The organism is Amycolatopsis sp. WQ 127309, assembly GCF_023023025.1.
GTDB lineage: Bacteria > Actinomycetota > Actinomycetes > Mycobacteriales > Pseudonocardiaceae > Amycolatopsis.
Window position 1 is genome coordinate 3,491,815 of record NZ_CP095481.1, and the last position, 15,349, is coordinate 3,507,163.

A 15,349-nucleotide genomic window follows, 5' to 3' on the forward strand; every position below is an offset into this window, starting at 1 on the left:
GGCGTGGGGCTGGCTGCCGGTGCGAAGACCGGCGGAGCTGTGCACGGTGTGGCAGGTCGCGGTGGGGTACTTCATCCGCCGGTTGCCGGGCGGTCACCGGTAGGTGGTTCCCGGCGCTGAGGGCGTGCTGGGCGGGCGCCGGGGTGCGATCGGTGGTCCGAACCACCGGCGAAGTCTTGAGGCGCTCTGTGGCGCTGCCGGTGTTCCGGCGTCGTGCGAGGCTCGAGCCGCCGGTCGAAGGGGCGGCGAGCCCTGTGGTCGGCCGCCGCGTCGAGGACCTGTGTCCGGAGTGGCGCGTCGAGCCTGCGGTGATCCCCGTGGCCGGTGGGCGTCTCCGGCCGTCACCGGCAGCTCAGGGAGCCGCGGACGGTTTCGACACCCCGGCCGCGCGGCTGCTGTGCAGCTCTCGCGCGGCCGTCAGGAGTGGAGCGAACTGCGGATCAGGCGGCTTGGAAGACTCAGGCGACTCAGACGACGATGCCGCGCGCGGCCAGCCACGGCCGGGGGTCGATCTTCTTCGTGCCGTTCTGCCACACCTCGAAGTGCAGGTGCGGGCCGGTGCTCTGGCCGCGGTTGCCGATCTCGGCGATCTGCTGGCCGCACTTGACCTTCTGGCCCTCCTTGACGGAGAAGCTGTTCATGTGGCCGTAGACCTGGATCGTGCCGTCGTCGAGCTGGACGCGCACCCAGAGGCCGAAGCCGCTGGCCGGGCCGGCGTCGATCACGGTGCCGTCGGAGGCGGCGTAGATCGGGGTGCCGATCGCGTTGGCGATGTCGATGCCGAGGTGGCTCGTGCCCCACCGGGCACCGAAGCCCGAGGTGAAGGTGCCGTGCGCCGGCAGGCAGGTCTTGGGCCGGGAAGCCTCTTCGGCGGCCTTCTTCGCGGCGTCGGCTTCGCGCTGCTCACGGGCCTGCGTGATCGAGGCGCTGTCGGCGAGCTTCGCGGCTTCGGCGGAGGCGTCGACGACGTGGCCGGTCGGCAGGAGCTCGGGAGCGCCCCCGGAACCCGCACCTCCGGCGGTGAACGAGGCGCTGGCGTCCTGGCTGTTGGCCAGCGGCGTGATCGCGGTGTCCGAGTCGGTGACTGTCTTGAGGGTCGAGCCCGCAGCAGCTGCAGCGAACGCACCGGCCGCGACAGCGGCAACCACGACACGGCCGCGAAGGGCCGAAGAGGGCGGAGCGATGCGGTGCGCACCCCGGACACGAACGACCGCACCTTCCAGTGCGTCCTTCAATGCCGGGGAAGGAGCTTGGCCGCCGGGGGAGCGGTGTGAAGCCAAGACAGGGCCTTCCATCGTCGGGGAGCCGGGCCTAGGACTGCGGGCGGGGGAACCCGGTGAGCCAACCTCGGGGGTGGTTTGCTCGGTGTCCTACTTCGTGACCTGACTGTAATGGGGACCGGGGGACAGTAACGAAGGGGCACCGCTGTAGGCAAGATCTGCCCCCCGCGTCGGCCGATCGAGTGGTGTCGATCTTGCGTCCACCTGTAGGAATTACGCAAAGTTAAAGGGAGGTTACTGCGTTTGGTGTGACTTGGCTTACAGGATCCCCGGTTGGTTGGAGACCTCCGAGGGTGCTCCGGGCCGCAGCCCGCCGGAATAAGGGTTTGCGGACGGGCGTTGAACACCGCTCGACGACCGGAGCGCCGGCGACCCGCCCGGAATCGCCCGGACTTGCTAGGTTCGCGGGCAATGCCCCCACGCTCAGAGCCCCCAGCCGGGAGCGCCCCCGCCTCCCCGGGCCCCCCGCAGAACCCGGCCCCCGAGGCCCCAGGTCCCACCGCCAAGCGGACGCCTCCCCAGCCGCGTCCAGCCCAGCCGGCACCGGCCGAGGCAGCGAAGGACGCCCCGAAGCCCGCAGCGACGGACTCCACACCGGACCCGCCAACGGCGGGCTTCCCCGCCACGCGACCGGCGCCGGACGCCACGGAGACGCCCGCACTGGGCTTCACGACCACGAGCGAACCCGCCCAGGAGCCCGATCGGGCGCGGCAGACCCCCGACCAAGGCGCGGCCGCACAGCGTCGTGACCCCGCAGCCGCACCGGCGCCGGACCCGGCGGCGACTTCCACGCAGGGCTTCGCCGCCGGACGCCGATCCCGTCAGCCGGCCAGCACCGCGTCGGCGCCGAATTCTGCGGAGACGCCCGCGCTGGGCTCCGCCGCCGTGCGCCGATCCCCCCAGTCGACTGGCCCGGCATCGACGCCGGACCCTGCGGAGACGCCCGCGCCGGGCTCCGCCGCCGTGCCCCGGCCTGCCCAGTCGGCCAGCCCGGCATCGGCGCCGGACCCTGCGGCGGCTTCGACGCGGGACCCTGCCGCTGTGGGCCGATCCCCCCAGCCGACTGGCCCGGCATCGACGCCGGACCCTGCGGAGACGCCCGCGCCGGGCTCCACCGCCGTGCCCCGGCCTGCCCCGTCGGCCAGCCCGGCATCGGCGCCAGACCCTGCGACGGTTTCGACGCGGGGCCCTGCCGCTGTGGGCCGATCCGCTCAGTCGGCTGGCTCCGAATCGGCGCCGGAGCTTGCGGCGACCTCCACACAGGGCTCCACCGCCGTACGCCGATCTCCCCAGTCGGCCGGCCCCGAATCGGCGCCGGACCCTGCGGAGACGCCCGCGCCGGGCCCCGCCGCCGCGCGATCCCCTCAGCCGTCCGGCCCCGCGTCGGCGCCGGACTCCACCGCGACGCCCGCACTCGGCTTCACGGCCCCGCGCGAACCCGCCGAGCCAACCGACCCCAGCGACGCGGCGTCGGATTCCGGCGATTCCCCTGTGCCCGCGCGGACTTCCTCCGCCGCCGAATACCGGCGCAAGCCCTCAGCCGAGTCAGGTTCCACTGTGGCCACACCTTCACGCGCCCCCTCCACCCGACGCCCCGGCAAGCCGGCCGAACCCCCGGAAGATCCCCCGATCACCTCCTGGGAAGACGACCCCAGCCCCACCCCGCAGCTCACCGTCGCCCTCGTGCTGGTCGCACTCGGCGCGGTCGCGCTGACCGTCGCGGCCTTCGTCCACGTCTCCCCGGCCGCCGGGCCCGGGTTCACGAGCTGGCCGTGGCTGGCCGTTCTCGCGCTCGGGCCCGTCGTGGCCGCCTTCCTCGTGCGCGGCAAACCCGGGCTGGCCGCCGGCGTCGTGGTCGGGCTGGCCGCGCTCGCTCCCGGGCGGCTGGTGCTCGACCTGCAGTTCGCCGTCAACGGGCCGCTCACCATCCGGCCCGAGCTCTACCTGCCCGACCGGTTCGTGAGCGGCTCGGCCGTCGGGGGCGGGTTCTGGCTGCTCGTCGCCGGGGACGTCCTCACCGCGGTCGCCGGGGTGCTCGCCTGGCGGGCCGTCCGGGCGCGGGACGACGAGCCCGAACGGCGGCGGTGGCGGCTGCTCGTCCCGCTGCTCGCCGTCACGGCATCCGTCGGGCTGCTGACCGCGCCTGTGTTGTCGGACAACGGTTTCCTGCTCGCCCGCTCCGCTTTCGAAGGGCCGTGGCCCGCGCTCGGCGGGTACCTCCTGCTCGCCGTCGCGCTGCCGTTCGCCGCCGTGCTGGCGCTGGCCGCACCGTTCGAACACGTGGCCCGTGGGGCCCTGGGCGGGCTCGCCGCGGCCGCGTTCGGTGTCGCGGCGCCGCCCGTGGTGGCCGGTCTCGTCCGGGACGACCTGCACGTCACCTGGGGGCCGGTCCTCGTGCTCGTCGCGATGGCGGCCGTCGCCGGGCTCGCGGGCACCCGGCTGACCGAAACCTCGGAAGAAGACGCCGAGAACCTGGCCGGCGAGGCGAAACTGCCCGGCTTGTTCTGGTGGCGGCTGACGACCGGCCTCCTCGGCCTGGCCACGGCGGTCGCCGCCGTGATCGGCACCCTCGCGCCGCAGGTCGCCGTCACCGCGCTGAACCCGGCCGCCGCGACGCCCGTCAGCGCGGCCGCCGAGAGCCCGGCCCGGTGGTTCCTGCTCACCGCCGCGATCGTGGTGGCCGTGCTGAGCTTCGGCGTCCTGACGCCGAAAACGGCGCCCGGCGCGCGGGCGCTGCTCGGGCTCGCCTGGGCGGGGATCGTCCTGGCCGGGACGGCCGTGCTGAACACCGCGCTCACCGCCACCCAGGCCGGCAACCTCGCCGGCTTCGGCGGGGCCGACCTGAACGGCGCTTCCAGCGCCACGCCCGCCTTCACCTACGACCTCGGGGCCGGCGCCGCGTGGACGTTCGCCGCGCTCGTGCTCGCCGTCCTGGCCGCGCTCGCCGCCGTCGGGACCGGCGTCGTCGAACGCGAGGACGCGGTGGACGGCAGCCGGGCCAACGGTGGTGTGCTCACGCCCGTCGTGGCCGGGGCCGTGCTGGCCGTCGCGGCGTTCGGGCTGCCCGTCTTCAGCGTGCCCGGCTACGTCGCGCCCGGGCTCTGGTCGGACTTCGACACGCCTTCGTGGGGGCTGCTGACGGCGGCCGCGGTGGTCGTCGGCGCGGCGGTGCTCGCCCTGCGGTCGCGGCCGAAACCGGCGGCGGCCCTGCTGGCCGGGGCCGCGCTGCTCGCCCTGCTGCACGCCGCGGAGCTGCCGCTCGTCGGCGGCTCGCTCGGCGGCGCGAGCCCGGCGACCGGGTTCTGGGTCGCGCTCGCCGCGGCCGTCGCGCTGCTGGCCGCGGCGGCCATGTCGGCCGCGGGTGCCCGGCGGACGGCGTGAGCCGGGCGATGCCGCGGGTGCTCGTCGTCGAGCTCGGCGGGCCCGACCCGCGCGCCGTCGCGCTGGGCCGCGTCCTGCGCGACGAAGGCATGGAGGTCGTCCACGCCGGCCCCCTGGACACCACCGAGCAGGTCCTCCGCATCGCCGAGCAGGAGGACCCGGACGCGGTCGGCGTGCTCGGCGGCGAGCTGCGGGCGACCCTGAAAGACGTTCGCGTTTTCTACCTCGACGAGCCCGCGGACCCGGCGAGCGGCGTCTTCGAAACCCCCGAAGAAGCGGCGGAATGGTTGCGCGGTGGGCGGTCTCACACCTCGGGAACACCGTCTGACCGCGTACGGTGACCGACTTCACCAGGTGCGGAGTGCCCTGCGTTCGCGCAGGTCGCTAACCTCGACTGGTCCGACAGCGCGGTCCGGTAGTGCGGACCACCACAGTGGCGTGTCGTCAGGAGACTGGAGTAGTGGACCTCTACGAGTACCAGGCGAGGGATCTCTTCGCCGCCCACGGAGTACCGGTTCTGCCGGGCTCGGTGGCTAGCACCCCCGAAGAAGCCAAGGCCGCCGCGGAGCAGATCGGTAACCAGGTCGTCGTCAAGGCGCAGGTGAAGGTCGGCGGCCGCGGGAAGGCGGGCGGCGTCAAGCTGGCCCAGACGCCCGACGAGGCGAAGGAGAAGGCGGAAGCCATCCTCGGCCTCGACATCAAGGGCCACATCACGCGTCGCGTGCTGGTGGCCGAAGCCTCGGACATCTCGTCCGAGTACTACTTCTCCTTCCTGCTGGACCGGTCCAACCGGACCTTCCTGGCGATGGCGTCCTCCGAGGGCGGCATGGAGATCGAGCAGCTCGCCGTCGAGCGTCCCGAGGCGCTCGCCAAGATCCCGGTCGACTCGATCACCGGCGTCGACAAGGCGAAGGCCCTCGAGATCCTGAAGGCCGGCAACTTCCCGGCCGACATCATCGACGAGGCCGCCGACGTCGTCGTGAAGCTCTGGGAGACCTTCGTCTCCGAGGACGCCACCCTCGTCGAGGTCAACCCGCTGGTCCGTGACCCGCAGGACAAGATCATCGCCCTGGACGGCAAGGTCACCCTCGACGAGAACGCGGACTTCCGTCAGCCGGGCCACGAGGCCCTGGTCGACAAGGACGCGGAGAACCCGCTCGAGGCGAAGGCCAAGGCCAAGAACCTCAACTACGTGAAGCTCGACGGCCAGGTCGGCATCATCGGCAACGGCGCGGGCCTCGTCATGTCCACTTTGGACGTCGTGGCGTACGCGGGCGAGAAGCACGGCGGCGTGAAGCCGGCGAACTTCCTCGACATCGGCGGCGGCGCGTCGGCCGAGGTCATGGCGGCCGGGCTGGACGTCATCCTCAACGACACCGACGTGAAGAGCGTCTTCGTCAACGTCTTCGGCGGCATCACCGCCTGCGACGCGGTGGCGAACGGCATCGTCGAGGCGCTGAAGATCCTGGGTGACGAGGCTTCCAAGCCGCTCGTCGTCCGGCTGGACGGCAACAACGTCGTCGAGGGTCGCCAGATCCTGGCCGACGCGAACCACCCGCTGGTCACCGTGGTGGACACAATGGACAACGCGGCCGACAAGGCTGCCGAGCTCGCCGCGGCAGGTGCGTGAGATGTCGATTTTCATCAACGAGAACAGCAAGGTCATCGTCCAGGGGCTCACCGGCTCCGAGGGCATGAAGCACGCCACCAAGATGCTGAAGTCCGGCACGGACATCGTGGGCGGCGTCAACGCCCGCAAGGCCGGCCAGACCGTCACCATCGAGGGCAAGGACCTGAAGGTCTTCGGCACGGTCGAAGAGGCCATCAAGGAGACCGGCGCCGACGTGTCGGTCATCTTCGTGCCGCCGAAGTTCGCGAAGGACGCGGTCGTCGAGGCGATTGACGCCGAGATCCCGCTGGCCGTCGTCATCACCGAGGGCATCCCGGTGCACGACTCGGCCTACTTCTGGGCGCACGCGGTGGCGAAGGGCAACACGACCCGGATCATCGGGCCGAACTGCCCCGGCGTGATCAGCCCCGGCAAGTCGAACGCCGGCATCATCCCGGCCGACATCTCGGGCCCGGGCCAGATCGGCCTCGTGTCGAAGTCCGGCACGCTGACCTACCAGATGATGTACGAACTGCGGGACATCGGCTTCTCCACCGCGGTCGGCATCGGCGGTGACCCCATCATCGGCACCACCCACATCGACGCTCTCGAGGCGTTCGAGGCGGACCCCGAGACCAAGGTCATCGTGATGATCGGCGAGATCGGTGGCGACGCCGAAGAGCGCGCCGCGGCCTACATCAAGGACAACGTGACGAAGCCGGTCGTCGGTTACGTCGCGGGCTTCACCGCGCCCGAGGGCAAGACGATGGGCCACGCGGGCGCCATCGTCTCCGGCTCCTCCGGCACGGCCGCCGCCAAGAAGGAGGCCCTCGAGGCCGCCGGCGTCAAGGTCGGGAAGACCCCGAGCGAGACCGCCGTCCTGGCGCGTGAGCTGTACAACAACCTCGGCTGATACCGAGGGATAACTCCTGGTGAGGCCGGGCACCCACAGGGTGCCCGGCCTTTCCTGGTTTCAAGACGAAACCTCCTGAGGTATTCACGCGTCTGATGGGCTGGTGGCCTGCGAGTGCGCTAGCGTTCTGCGCACACAAGCCGCCTCGTCTTTCCCGGGCGCCCTCGTGCCCCGGAGTGCCGGTCGAACCGACAGGAGTGCATCCCGATGACCTTCCCCAGCGGTGGGCCTGGCTACCCCCAGCAGGGTGGCGGCCAGCAGCCCCCCGGACCCCCGCCCCCCGGTGGCTTCCAGCAGCAACAGCACCAGCCGCAGCACTCGCACCAGGCGCCGTCGGGCCTCGCGGGCCTGCCGCAGAACCTGCCGCTGCTGCTCGCGCTCATCGTCGCGGTCCTCGGCATCGTCCAGTACTTCCTGGGCTTCTCCGACAACGCCGACCTCGGGCTCGGCACGACGTTCCTGCTGGCCGGCGGCCTGCTCGCCGCGATGCACGCCCTGCCGAAGGGCCCGCGGACCCTGCCGTTCGCCGCGTTGTTCAGCGTCCTCGGCACCCTCGAGGTCCTGGACACGCTGGTCTCGCTGCAGAACACGCCGGGCCTCGTCATCGTCGTCCTGATCCTGGCGATCCTGCAGATGGTCGGCGCGGTCGGCGCGCTGCTCATCGAGCACGACGTGCTCAAGCCGCCGGCGCCGAAGCCCGCCGCGCCGTCCTACGGCGGCCAGGGCGGCCAGTTCGGCCAGCCGGGCGGGCAGCAGTTCGGCCAGGGCGGACCGCAGGGCGGGCCCCAGTACGGCCAGCAGCAGCCGGGCCCGGCCGGTTCGACGGGGGAGCCCTCGGCGCCGTTCGCGCAGCCGGGCCAGTACGGCTCGCCGAACCCGCCGTCCACCAACCCGCCGCCGCAGGCCACGACGTACGCCCCGATGCAGGGCCAGTTCTTCCAGCAGCCGCCGTCCGACAACCCGGGCACGCCGCCCGGGGGATTCGGCAAGTCGAGCTGACGCCTTCCGCGTGAAACACCCGCTGTGACCCTCCGTGTCACAGCGGGTGTTTTGCACTCAGGGGGTTACCCGACCGGGTGGGTTAGCTTCGCCACGCAGGTCGGAGGCGGCGTGGCTCACCCGTACGGACCAGCCCGGATGTCAAGGTGCGGATCATGGACCTGCTCACCCGCGACCCCCGCGAAGAGCCGGTGAGCGACTTCGAAGCCGACGTCGACCCCACCGGCGCGGCGCGGGTGCGGGTGTTGCTCGCGGCCGCGCTGGGCCCGCTGGTCACCGGCTACGCCGTCGTCGCCACTGTGCTGACCCTCGTCACGCTCACCGCCGAACGCACCGTCTTCTCGGGTTTCGGCGTGCTGCTGGCCGCGGCGCCCGGCTGGCTCGCCGCGCACCAGGTGCGCCTCGGCATCGGCGGGCACCCGCTCGGCCTGCTGCCGCTGCTGCCGACCCTCGGCGCGGTCGCGCTGGCCGCGCGGACGGCGTCCGGCGCCACCCAGCGGCTGGGCTGCCGCTCGCCGCGTGAGGCGCTGCCGGTGTTCGTCACGGTCACCGCGGCGCACGCGGTGTTCGGGCTCGTCATCGCGCTCTGCGCGCAGGGCTCGCCGGTGACGGCGAACCCGCTGGTCGCCTGCGCGGTGCCCGGGCTGCTCGCCGCCGTGGCCTCGGCCGTGGGCATCACCGCGGCCTGCGGGCTGCCGGACTTCGTCGCCGACCGCGTCGACCCGATGGCGCTGCGCGGGATCCGGGCCGGCGCCCTGGGCCTCGCGGTGCTGCTGGCCTGCGGGGCCGCGGTCTTCACCGCCGCGACCGCCGCGTCCTGGTCGACCGTGGCCGACATGTACGAGCCCGGGCTGGGCAACAGCTTCGGGCTCTTCCTGCTTTCCGTGCTGTACCTGCCGAACGCCGTGACGGCGGCGCTGTCCTTCGTCACCGGCCCGGGGTTCTCGATCGGCGGCCTGAACGTCGGGATGTTCGGCTACCACGGCGGCGCCGTGCCCGGCGTCCCGATCCTCGGCGGGCTGCCCGAGCACTCGAGCACCTGGTGGCCGGCCCTGCTGGTGCTGCCGGCCGCGACCGGCGTGCTGGTCGGCTGGTCGCTGCGCAAGGTCGACGCCGACCCGGCCCAGCGCATCCGCACGGTCGCGGTCGCCGGCGCGGTGGTCGCGCTCGGCTGCGTCCTGCTGGGCACGCTGTCCGGCGGCCGGCTCGGCGACGGCCCGTTCGACCCGGTGAACGTGCCGGTCGGGGTCGCCTCGGTGGTCGCGTTCTGCTGGATCGTCATCCCGGGCGCGTTCACGGCGTTCTTCGCGGGCGAGCACGAGCCGCCCGCGCCGCCGGAGGCTCTCGAAGACAACGAAGCCTTCGAGGACGCCGAAGACGTCGACGCCGACGAAGCAGCCGAAGCGCTAGAAGACTTCGAAGAGTCCGAAGAGGACGAAGAGCCCTTCGACGAGGAAGAGCCCGACGAGGACACGGAGTTCGACGCCGAGGCAGACGCCGAACTCGGCCTCGAAGACCCGGCACTTTCACGTGAAAGTGACGCCTTCGAGGACCCGGCACTTTCACGTGAAAGTGCCGCCGAGCCCGGCGAGGCTGTGACCGGAGGCACCGAGACCTGCGGCGACGTCGAGCCGGGCGAGGCCGACCGTTAGGGTTGACGCGACCTGGTGAAGCGCCGTGCGCCCTGGCTGCGCACCGCCGGCGGCAAGGAGCCTGCTCTGTCTCAACGGTTGGAGCTGCCCACTCCGGTGAAGCTCGTCGTGCTCGCGTCGGGCTCCGGCACCCTTCTGCAGGCGCTGCTGGACGCCGCCGGGCGGTCGGGTTTCCCGGCCAAGGTCGTCGCCGTCGGCGCCGACCGCACCGGCATCGAGGCGCTGGCCCGCGCGGAACGCCTGAGCATCCCGTCGTTCACGGTCCGCGTCGCCGACCACCCCGACCGCGCCGCCTGGGACAAGGCGCTGGCCGAGGCCGTCGCCGCCTACCAGCCCGACCTGGTCGTCTCGGCCGGGTTCATGAAGATCCTCGGCGAGGAATTCCTGGGCCGGTTCACGGTGCTCAACACGCACCCGGCGCTGCTCCCGTCGTTCCCCGGGATGCACGCGGTCCGCGACGCGCTCGCGGCCGGCGTGAAGGTCACCGGCTCGACCGTGCACTTCGCGGACGCCGGCGTCGACACCGGGCCGATCATCGCCCAGGAGGCGGTCGTCGTGGAGAACGACGACGACGAAGACGTCCTGCACGAACGGATCAAGGCCGTCGAGCGCAGGCTGCTGGTGGAAACGATCGAGCGACTCGGCCGCGGTGGCTGCACCGTGGACGGACGAAAGGTGACATTTCGTGAGCACTGACCTGGGACGGCGGCCGGTCCGCCGGGCGCTGATCGGCGTCTCGGACAAGGCGGGCCTCCTGGACCTCGCGGCCGGCCTGCACGCGGCCGGCGTCGAGATCGTGTCCACCGGCGGCACGGCGAAGGCCATCGCCGACGCGGGTGTCCCGGTCACGCCGGTCGAGCAGGTCACCGGGTTCCCGGAGTCGCTCGACGGCCGCGTCAAGACGCTGCACCCGAACGTGCACGCCGGGCTGCTCGCCGACCAGGGCAACGCCGACCACGTCGCGCAGCTGGAAAAGCTCGGGATCGCGGCGTTCGACCTGCTGGTCGTGAACCTGTACCCGTTCACCCAGACCGTCGCGTCCGGCGCGAGCCCCGAGGACTGCGTCGAGAACATCGACATCGGCGGCCCGGCGATGGTCCGCGCGGCGGCGAAGAACCACGGCAGCGTCGCGGTCGTCGTCGACCCGGCCCGCTACGGCTGGGTGCTCGAGCGCGTCGCCGACGGCGGTTTCGACTTCGGTGACCGCAAGCGGCTCGCGGCCCAGGCGTACGCGCACACGGCCGCCTACGACACGGCCGTCGCGTCGTGGTTCGCCAACGTCTACGCCCCCGATGCGGACGCTGCCGACTCCGGCTTCCCGGACTTCACCGGCGCCACCTGGGAACGCGCCGACGTCCTGCGCTACGGCGAGAACCCGCACCAGCGGGCCGCGCTGTACAAGAGCCAGGCCCCGGGCCTGGCCCACGCCGAGCAGCTGCACGGCAAGGCCATGTCCTACAACAACTTCGTCGACACGGACGCCGCGCGCCGCGCCGCGTTCGACTTCGCCGAGCCGGCTGTCGCGATCATCAAGCACGCCAACCCGTGCGGCATCGCTGTCGGCACGGACATCGCCGAGGCGCACCGCAAGGCGCACGCGTGCGACCCGGCTTCGGCCTACGGCGGCGTCATCGCGACGAACCGGCCGGTCAGCCGCGAGGCCGCCGAGCAGATCGCCGAGGTCTTCACCGAGGTCGTGCTCGCGCCGGACTTCGACGCCGAAGCGCTGGAGATCCTGCAGCGCAAGAAGAACATCCGACTGCTCAAGCTGCCGGCGATCGACCGGCCGTCGCCGATCGAGTTCCGCCCGATCTCCGGCGGCGTCCTGGTGCAGACCGTCGACGCGATCGACGCGCCGGGCGACGACCCGGCGTCGTGGACGCTGGCCACCGGCACGGCGGCCGACGAGCAGACCCTGCGCGACCTCGAGTTCGCGTGGCGTTCGCTGCGCGCGGTGAAGTCGAACGCGATCCTGCTGGCCGCCGACGGCGCGACCGTCGGCGTCGGCATGGGCCAGGTCAACCGCGTCGACTCGTCGCGGCTGGCCGTCTCGCGCGCGGGTGACCGGGCCAAGGGCTCGGTCGGCGCGTCGGACGCGTTCTTCCCGTTCCCGGACGGCTTGGAAGTGCTGGTCGAGGCGGGCGTCCGGGCGATCGTGCAGCCCGGTGGCTCGGTCCGCGACCCCGAGGTGATCGCGGCCGCGGAGAAGGCGGGCGTCACGATGTACCTGACGGGGACGCGCCACTTCGCGCACTGACCCGCGGGCTTCGAGAGGGAGGGCTCGATGCAGCAACCACCGCAGTACGGTCAAGGTCAGCCGGGGTACCCGGGCTACGGGCAGCAGCCCGGGTACCCGCCCCAGCAGGGTTACCCGCCGCCGGGATATCCGCCGCATCAGGGGTATCCGCCGCCCGGGTACGGCGGTCCGCAGCAGCCGCCGAAGAAAAAGAAGACCGGGCTGATCGTCGGCATCGTCGGCGCGGTCGTCGTGCTGCTCGGCGCCGGGATCCCGCTCGGCATCTTCGCGAGCGAGTACTACGCGAGCACCGGCGCGGATCCGGTGTCGTCACCGGTGCCCGCCGAATGCCAGATCCCGCCGCAGGTGCTGGCGAAGGCCGGGTTCCCGAGCTTCGTCAGCGGCAACCCCGGCGCCGCCGCGACGGTGCCGGGCCTGAAGCAGATCGGCTGCGGCTTCAAGCCGGGTCCCGACGAGAACGTCCGCGACGCGACGCTGAACGTCCGGGTCGTCGAGTACTCCGGCGAAGGCGCGGCGCAGCAGGCGAAGAACAACTTCATGCTGTACAAGCCGGAGACACCGCCGATCGAGGTGCGCGGCCTCGGCGACAAGGCGGCGCTGGTCCGCCTGATCACCCAAAGCGCGTTCAGCGGCGCCGAACTGCACGTGCTCAAGGGGACAACCGTCTTCACGGTCGAGGTCACCGGCTGGGACAAGGGGTTCTTCTCGAACTCGCCGATCCCCCAGCAGGAAGCCGACGACGCGGTGAAGGCCGTCGGCGCCGAGGTCGTCAAGAAGCTGCCGCGCTAGGAGCGGCTCACGCGGGTGCCGGCAGCGCCTTGCAGAGCGCCGCCGGGAACTTCGGGTCGGCCGCCCGGATCTCCGCGCAGCCCGCGGACTTCGCCTGCGCGAACGCCGTCCACCCGGCGTCGCTCCAGCGGAACGCCGTGCGCGACGGCGGGTCGGTCTGGTGCAGCAGCAGGTCGAGGACCAGCCAGTTCGAGTCGCAGGCGCGGGTGGCGCCGCTGCTCTCGGCGCCCGTCGCGGACACCGCCGCGCCGATCCACGCCGGGTCGCAGTGGTCGGCGGGCGGGGCGCAGGTGCCCTGCGGGGCGCAGTGACCCCAGCCGGCGCCGAGCTTGTGCCAGGCGTTGCCGTTGTCGGCGTTGAGGATCACCGTGCGGTCCGCGACCGGCCCGGTCGTGGCCAGCCGCAGCTCGGCGGGCACCTTGTCCTCGCAGCCGCCCGCCGCGGGCCGCGTCGAGTAGACGACGTCGGCGCGGATGTCGGTCTTGGCCTCGGTGACCTGCTCGATCCGCGGCTCCCGGACGCAGCCGGGGTCCGGGCCGGGCAGCGCGACCTGGACGAACAGGCTGAACGGGTCGGGACCGGGGCGGATACCGGTGACGTCGGCGCGGAACGAGCGCCACTCCGGGCCGATGGTCGTCGGGCCGGGGGCCGCGGCTTTCGCGCCGGGCAGGCCGCTGCCGCCGGACGCGAGCACGACGGCCAGCACCGCGCCCGCCACGACCAGCACCCCGGCCGCCCACAGGATCGGTCTCTTCGTCATCGCCACCCCCGGAAGTCCACCGGGGAATCTAGCCGACCCCGCAGCGTCAGGCGGGCGGACCGGGCTTTTCGCGCTCTGTGACGTCCTTTTCGAGATGAACGGCGCCCGGGATGTGCCCCGGCGCGTCCGGGACGTCGGTGAGCCGGTAGCCGGCCCGCTCGTACAGCCGGATGTTCCGGACGCTGCGAGCCCCGGTGAACAGCACGAACGTGCGCGCCTCCGCGGGCGCGCAGGCCTCGGCGTGTTCGAGCAGCCGCCGGCCCAGCCCCCGGCCGGCGAGGTCGGGGGCGACCATCAGCCGGCCGAGCTCCCAGCGGTCGCCGTCGAGCCGGGCGCGGACGGCGCCGACCAGGCGGTGGCCGTCCCGCAGCGTCCACACCGACCACTTCTTCGTCCAGTCGCGCAGGTCTTCGAGGGTCTCGTGCAGCGCGGGGATGTCGAGGGTGCCGTTGAGGATCGCCTCCTGGGCCCAGCAGCAGCGCTGCAGGACCAGCAGTTCGGGGCAGTCGTCGGGCCGGGCGTCGGTGATGTCCACGGCGGTCTGTCTAGTGACGCGGCCGGGACGCGGGCAACTCCATTACGGCGGCGGGGTGACTTCCGGCTCTTTCCCGGCCTGGCCCTCGCTCGCGCTGCGGGCCTGGGCTTTGGCGGGTCGCTGAGCACGGCCACGCACGCCGCCTTCCGTTCCTCTGGCTTCGCCTGCCGCTGCTCTTCCTGGGCGCCGTTGCGTGGCTGGCGTTACCCACTTGTGGGTGACTTGACAGGGGTGGGCGTTCGCGGTTGACTGAATGCGTCGAACAGGTGTTCGATGCTGGTAATGGATCCGCCGCCTTCCCCGCGGCGTGCCAGGGCCGCCGGTCGTGTTTTGGGAGAGGCGCGGCCGTCGTCGCTGGCCCGTTGGTGGGGAGGTGCGTGCGGTGACCGCTGTGGTGGAGCCGCCGGTGGCCCGGCTGGCGGCCCTGCCCGGGGTCAGCACGGCGAGCCGGGTCGCGGCCCAGGCCGGCCAGGCGCGGGCGACGGGAAGGGTGCTCCCGGTCGTCCCGGCGCTGGCCGGGTTGCTGCCCGACGCCGGCCTCCGGCGCGGAACCACCGTGGCGGTCCACGGGGCGAGTTCACTGCTCCTCGCCCTGCTGGCCGAAGCCACCGCCGCCGGCTCATGGGCGGCGGTGGTCGGCCTGCCATCGCTGGGCCTAGCGGCGGCGGCCGAGTACGGCGTGGACCTGGGCCGGGTGGCGCTGATCCCGCGGCCGGGCCCGGAGCTGCCGGCGGTGGTAGCGGCCTTGCTGGACGGAGTCGACCTGGTGGCGACATCGACGTCGACGATCCAGCCGGCCGTGGCGCGGCGGCTGTCGGCACGTGCCCGCCACCGCGGCGCGGTGCTGCTGCCGTTCGGCGCGTGGCCGGCCGCGGACGTCGAGCTGTCCTGCCGCCTGGACACCTGGTCTGGCCTGGAGGACGGCTACGGCCACCTCCGCCACCGCCGGGCCGTGGTCCGGGCCAGAGGCCGCGGCGCGGCGGCCCGCCCGACCTCGGCGCACGTCGACCTCCCCACCCCCACGGGCTCCATCGCCACCTCCCGCCTGGGCACGGTCACCTCGCTACGCGAGGAAACAGCATGACCCAGCCCAAAGCAGACACCCGACTCGTGCGCCCCACCACGCGCCGCCCACCCGCCCACACGTGTCGACTCTCCGATCACGCGAGTCGTC

Annotated in this window: 13 protein-coding genes; 10 read left to right on the forward strand and 3 right to left on the reverse strand. The window is 72.8% G+C overall.

Annotated features, from left to right (window positions below):
* Window positions 1-467 precede the first annotated feature (467 nt).
* Window positions 468-1,148 (reverse strand): M23 family metallopeptidase, encoded by a 681-nt coding sequence (locus MUY22_RS16390; RefSeq protein WP_247060682.1) that lies wholly within the window; start codon window positions 1,146-1,148, stop codon window positions 468-470.
* Between the two features lie 1,689 nt (window positions 1,149-2,837).
* Here MUY22_RS16390 and MUY22_RS16395 point away from each other — a divergent pair.
* The 9 genes from MUY22_RS16395 (at window position 2,838) to MUY22_RS16435 (ending at window position 12,880) form a co-directional block, all read left to right on the forward strand.
* A complete protein-coding gene (locus tag MUY22_RS16395; RefSeq protein ID WP_247060684.1) occupies window positions 2,838-4,661 on the forward strand; it encodes a hypothetical protein in 1,824 nt (607 codons plus the stop codon).
* Entirely contained in the window at window positions 4,658-5,002 is a 345-nt protein-coding gene (locus tag MUY22_RS16400; protein ID WP_247060686.1) for a hypothetical protein, read from the forward strand. The genes MUY22_RS16395 and MUY22_RS16400 overlap by 4 nt, the downstream gene beginning before the upstream one ends.
* A gap of 119 nt (window positions 5,003-5,121) precedes the next feature.
* The gene (gene sucC, locus MUY22_RS16405) at window positions 5,122-6,291 is read left to right on the forward strand and encodes an ADP-forming succinate--CoA ligase subunit beta (RefSeq protein ID WP_247060688.1); all 1,170 of its coding nucleotides are present in this window, start codon (window positions 5,122-5,124) and stop codon (window positions 6,289-6,291) included.
* A 1-nt stretch (window position 6,292) separates the two neighbouring features.
* Window positions 6,293-7,183, forward strand: coding sequence for a succinate--CoA ligase subunit alpha (sucD, locus tag MUY22_RS16410; protein WP_247060690.1), 891 nt, complete (start codon window positions 6,293-6,295; stop codon window positions 7,181-7,183).
* Window positions 7,184-7,390: 207 nt separating this feature from the next.
* Complete coding sequence (locus tag MUY22_RS16415) at window positions 7,391-8,182, forward strand: DUF5336 domain-containing protein (RefSeq protein ID WP_247060691.1); 792 nt, start codon at window positions 7,391-7,393, stop codon at window positions 8,180-8,182.
* 146 nt (window positions 8,183-8,328) lie between these two features.
* Window positions 8,329-9,834 (forward strand): DUF6350 family protein, encoded by a 1,506-nt coding sequence (locus MUY22_RS16420; protein ID WP_247060696.1) that lies wholly within the window; start codon window positions 8,329-8,331, stop codon window positions 9,832-9,834.
* 78 nt (window positions 9,835-9,912) lie between these two features.
* A complete protein-coding gene (gene purN / locus MUY22_RS16425; RefSeq protein ID WP_247063916.1) occupies window positions 9,913-10,530 on the forward strand; it encodes a phosphoribosylglycinamide formyltransferase in 618 nt (205 codons plus the stop codon).
* Window positions 10,520-12,091: a bifunctional phosphoribosylaminoimidazolecarboxamide formyltransferase/IMP cyclohydrolase gene (gene purH, locus MUY22_RS16430; RefSeq protein ID WP_247060697.1), complete on the forward strand. Its 1,572-nt coding sequence runs from the start codon at window positions 10,520-10,522 to the stop codon at window positions 12,089-12,091. Before purN ends, purH begins: the two co-directional genes overlap by 11 nt.
* 27 nt (window positions 12,092-12,118) lie before the next feature.
* A complete protein-coding gene (locus MUY22_RS16435; protein ID WP_247060698.1) occupies window positions 12,119-12,880 on the forward strand; it encodes a hypothetical protein in 762 nt (253 codons plus the stop codon).
* Between the two features lie 7 nt (window positions 12,881-12,887).
* On the opposite strand, the gene MUY22_RS16440 is transcribed toward MUY22_RS16435, so the two are convergent.
* Entirely contained in the window at window positions 12,888-13,640 is a 753-nt protein-coding gene (locus tag MUY22_RS16440) for a hypothetical protein (protein ID WP_247060699.1), read from the reverse strand.
* Window positions 13,641-13,686: 46 nt separating this feature from the next.
* Window positions 13,687-14,175, reverse strand: a complete 489-nt coding sequence (locus MUY22_RS16445) for a GNAT family N-acetyltransferase (protein WP_247060700.1) — start codon at window positions 14,173-14,175, stop codon at window positions 13,687-13,689.
* Window positions 14,176-14,557: 382 nt separating this feature from the next.
* On the opposite strand from MUY22_RS16445, the gene MUY22_RS16450 reads away from it, so the two are divergent.
* Complete coding sequence (locus tag MUY22_RS16450; protein WP_247060702.1) at window positions 14,558-15,259, forward strand: hypothetical protein; 702 nt, start codon at window positions 14,558-14,560, stop codon at window positions 15,257-15,259.
* The last annotated feature ends 90 nt before the right edge of the window (window positions 15,260-15,349 follow it).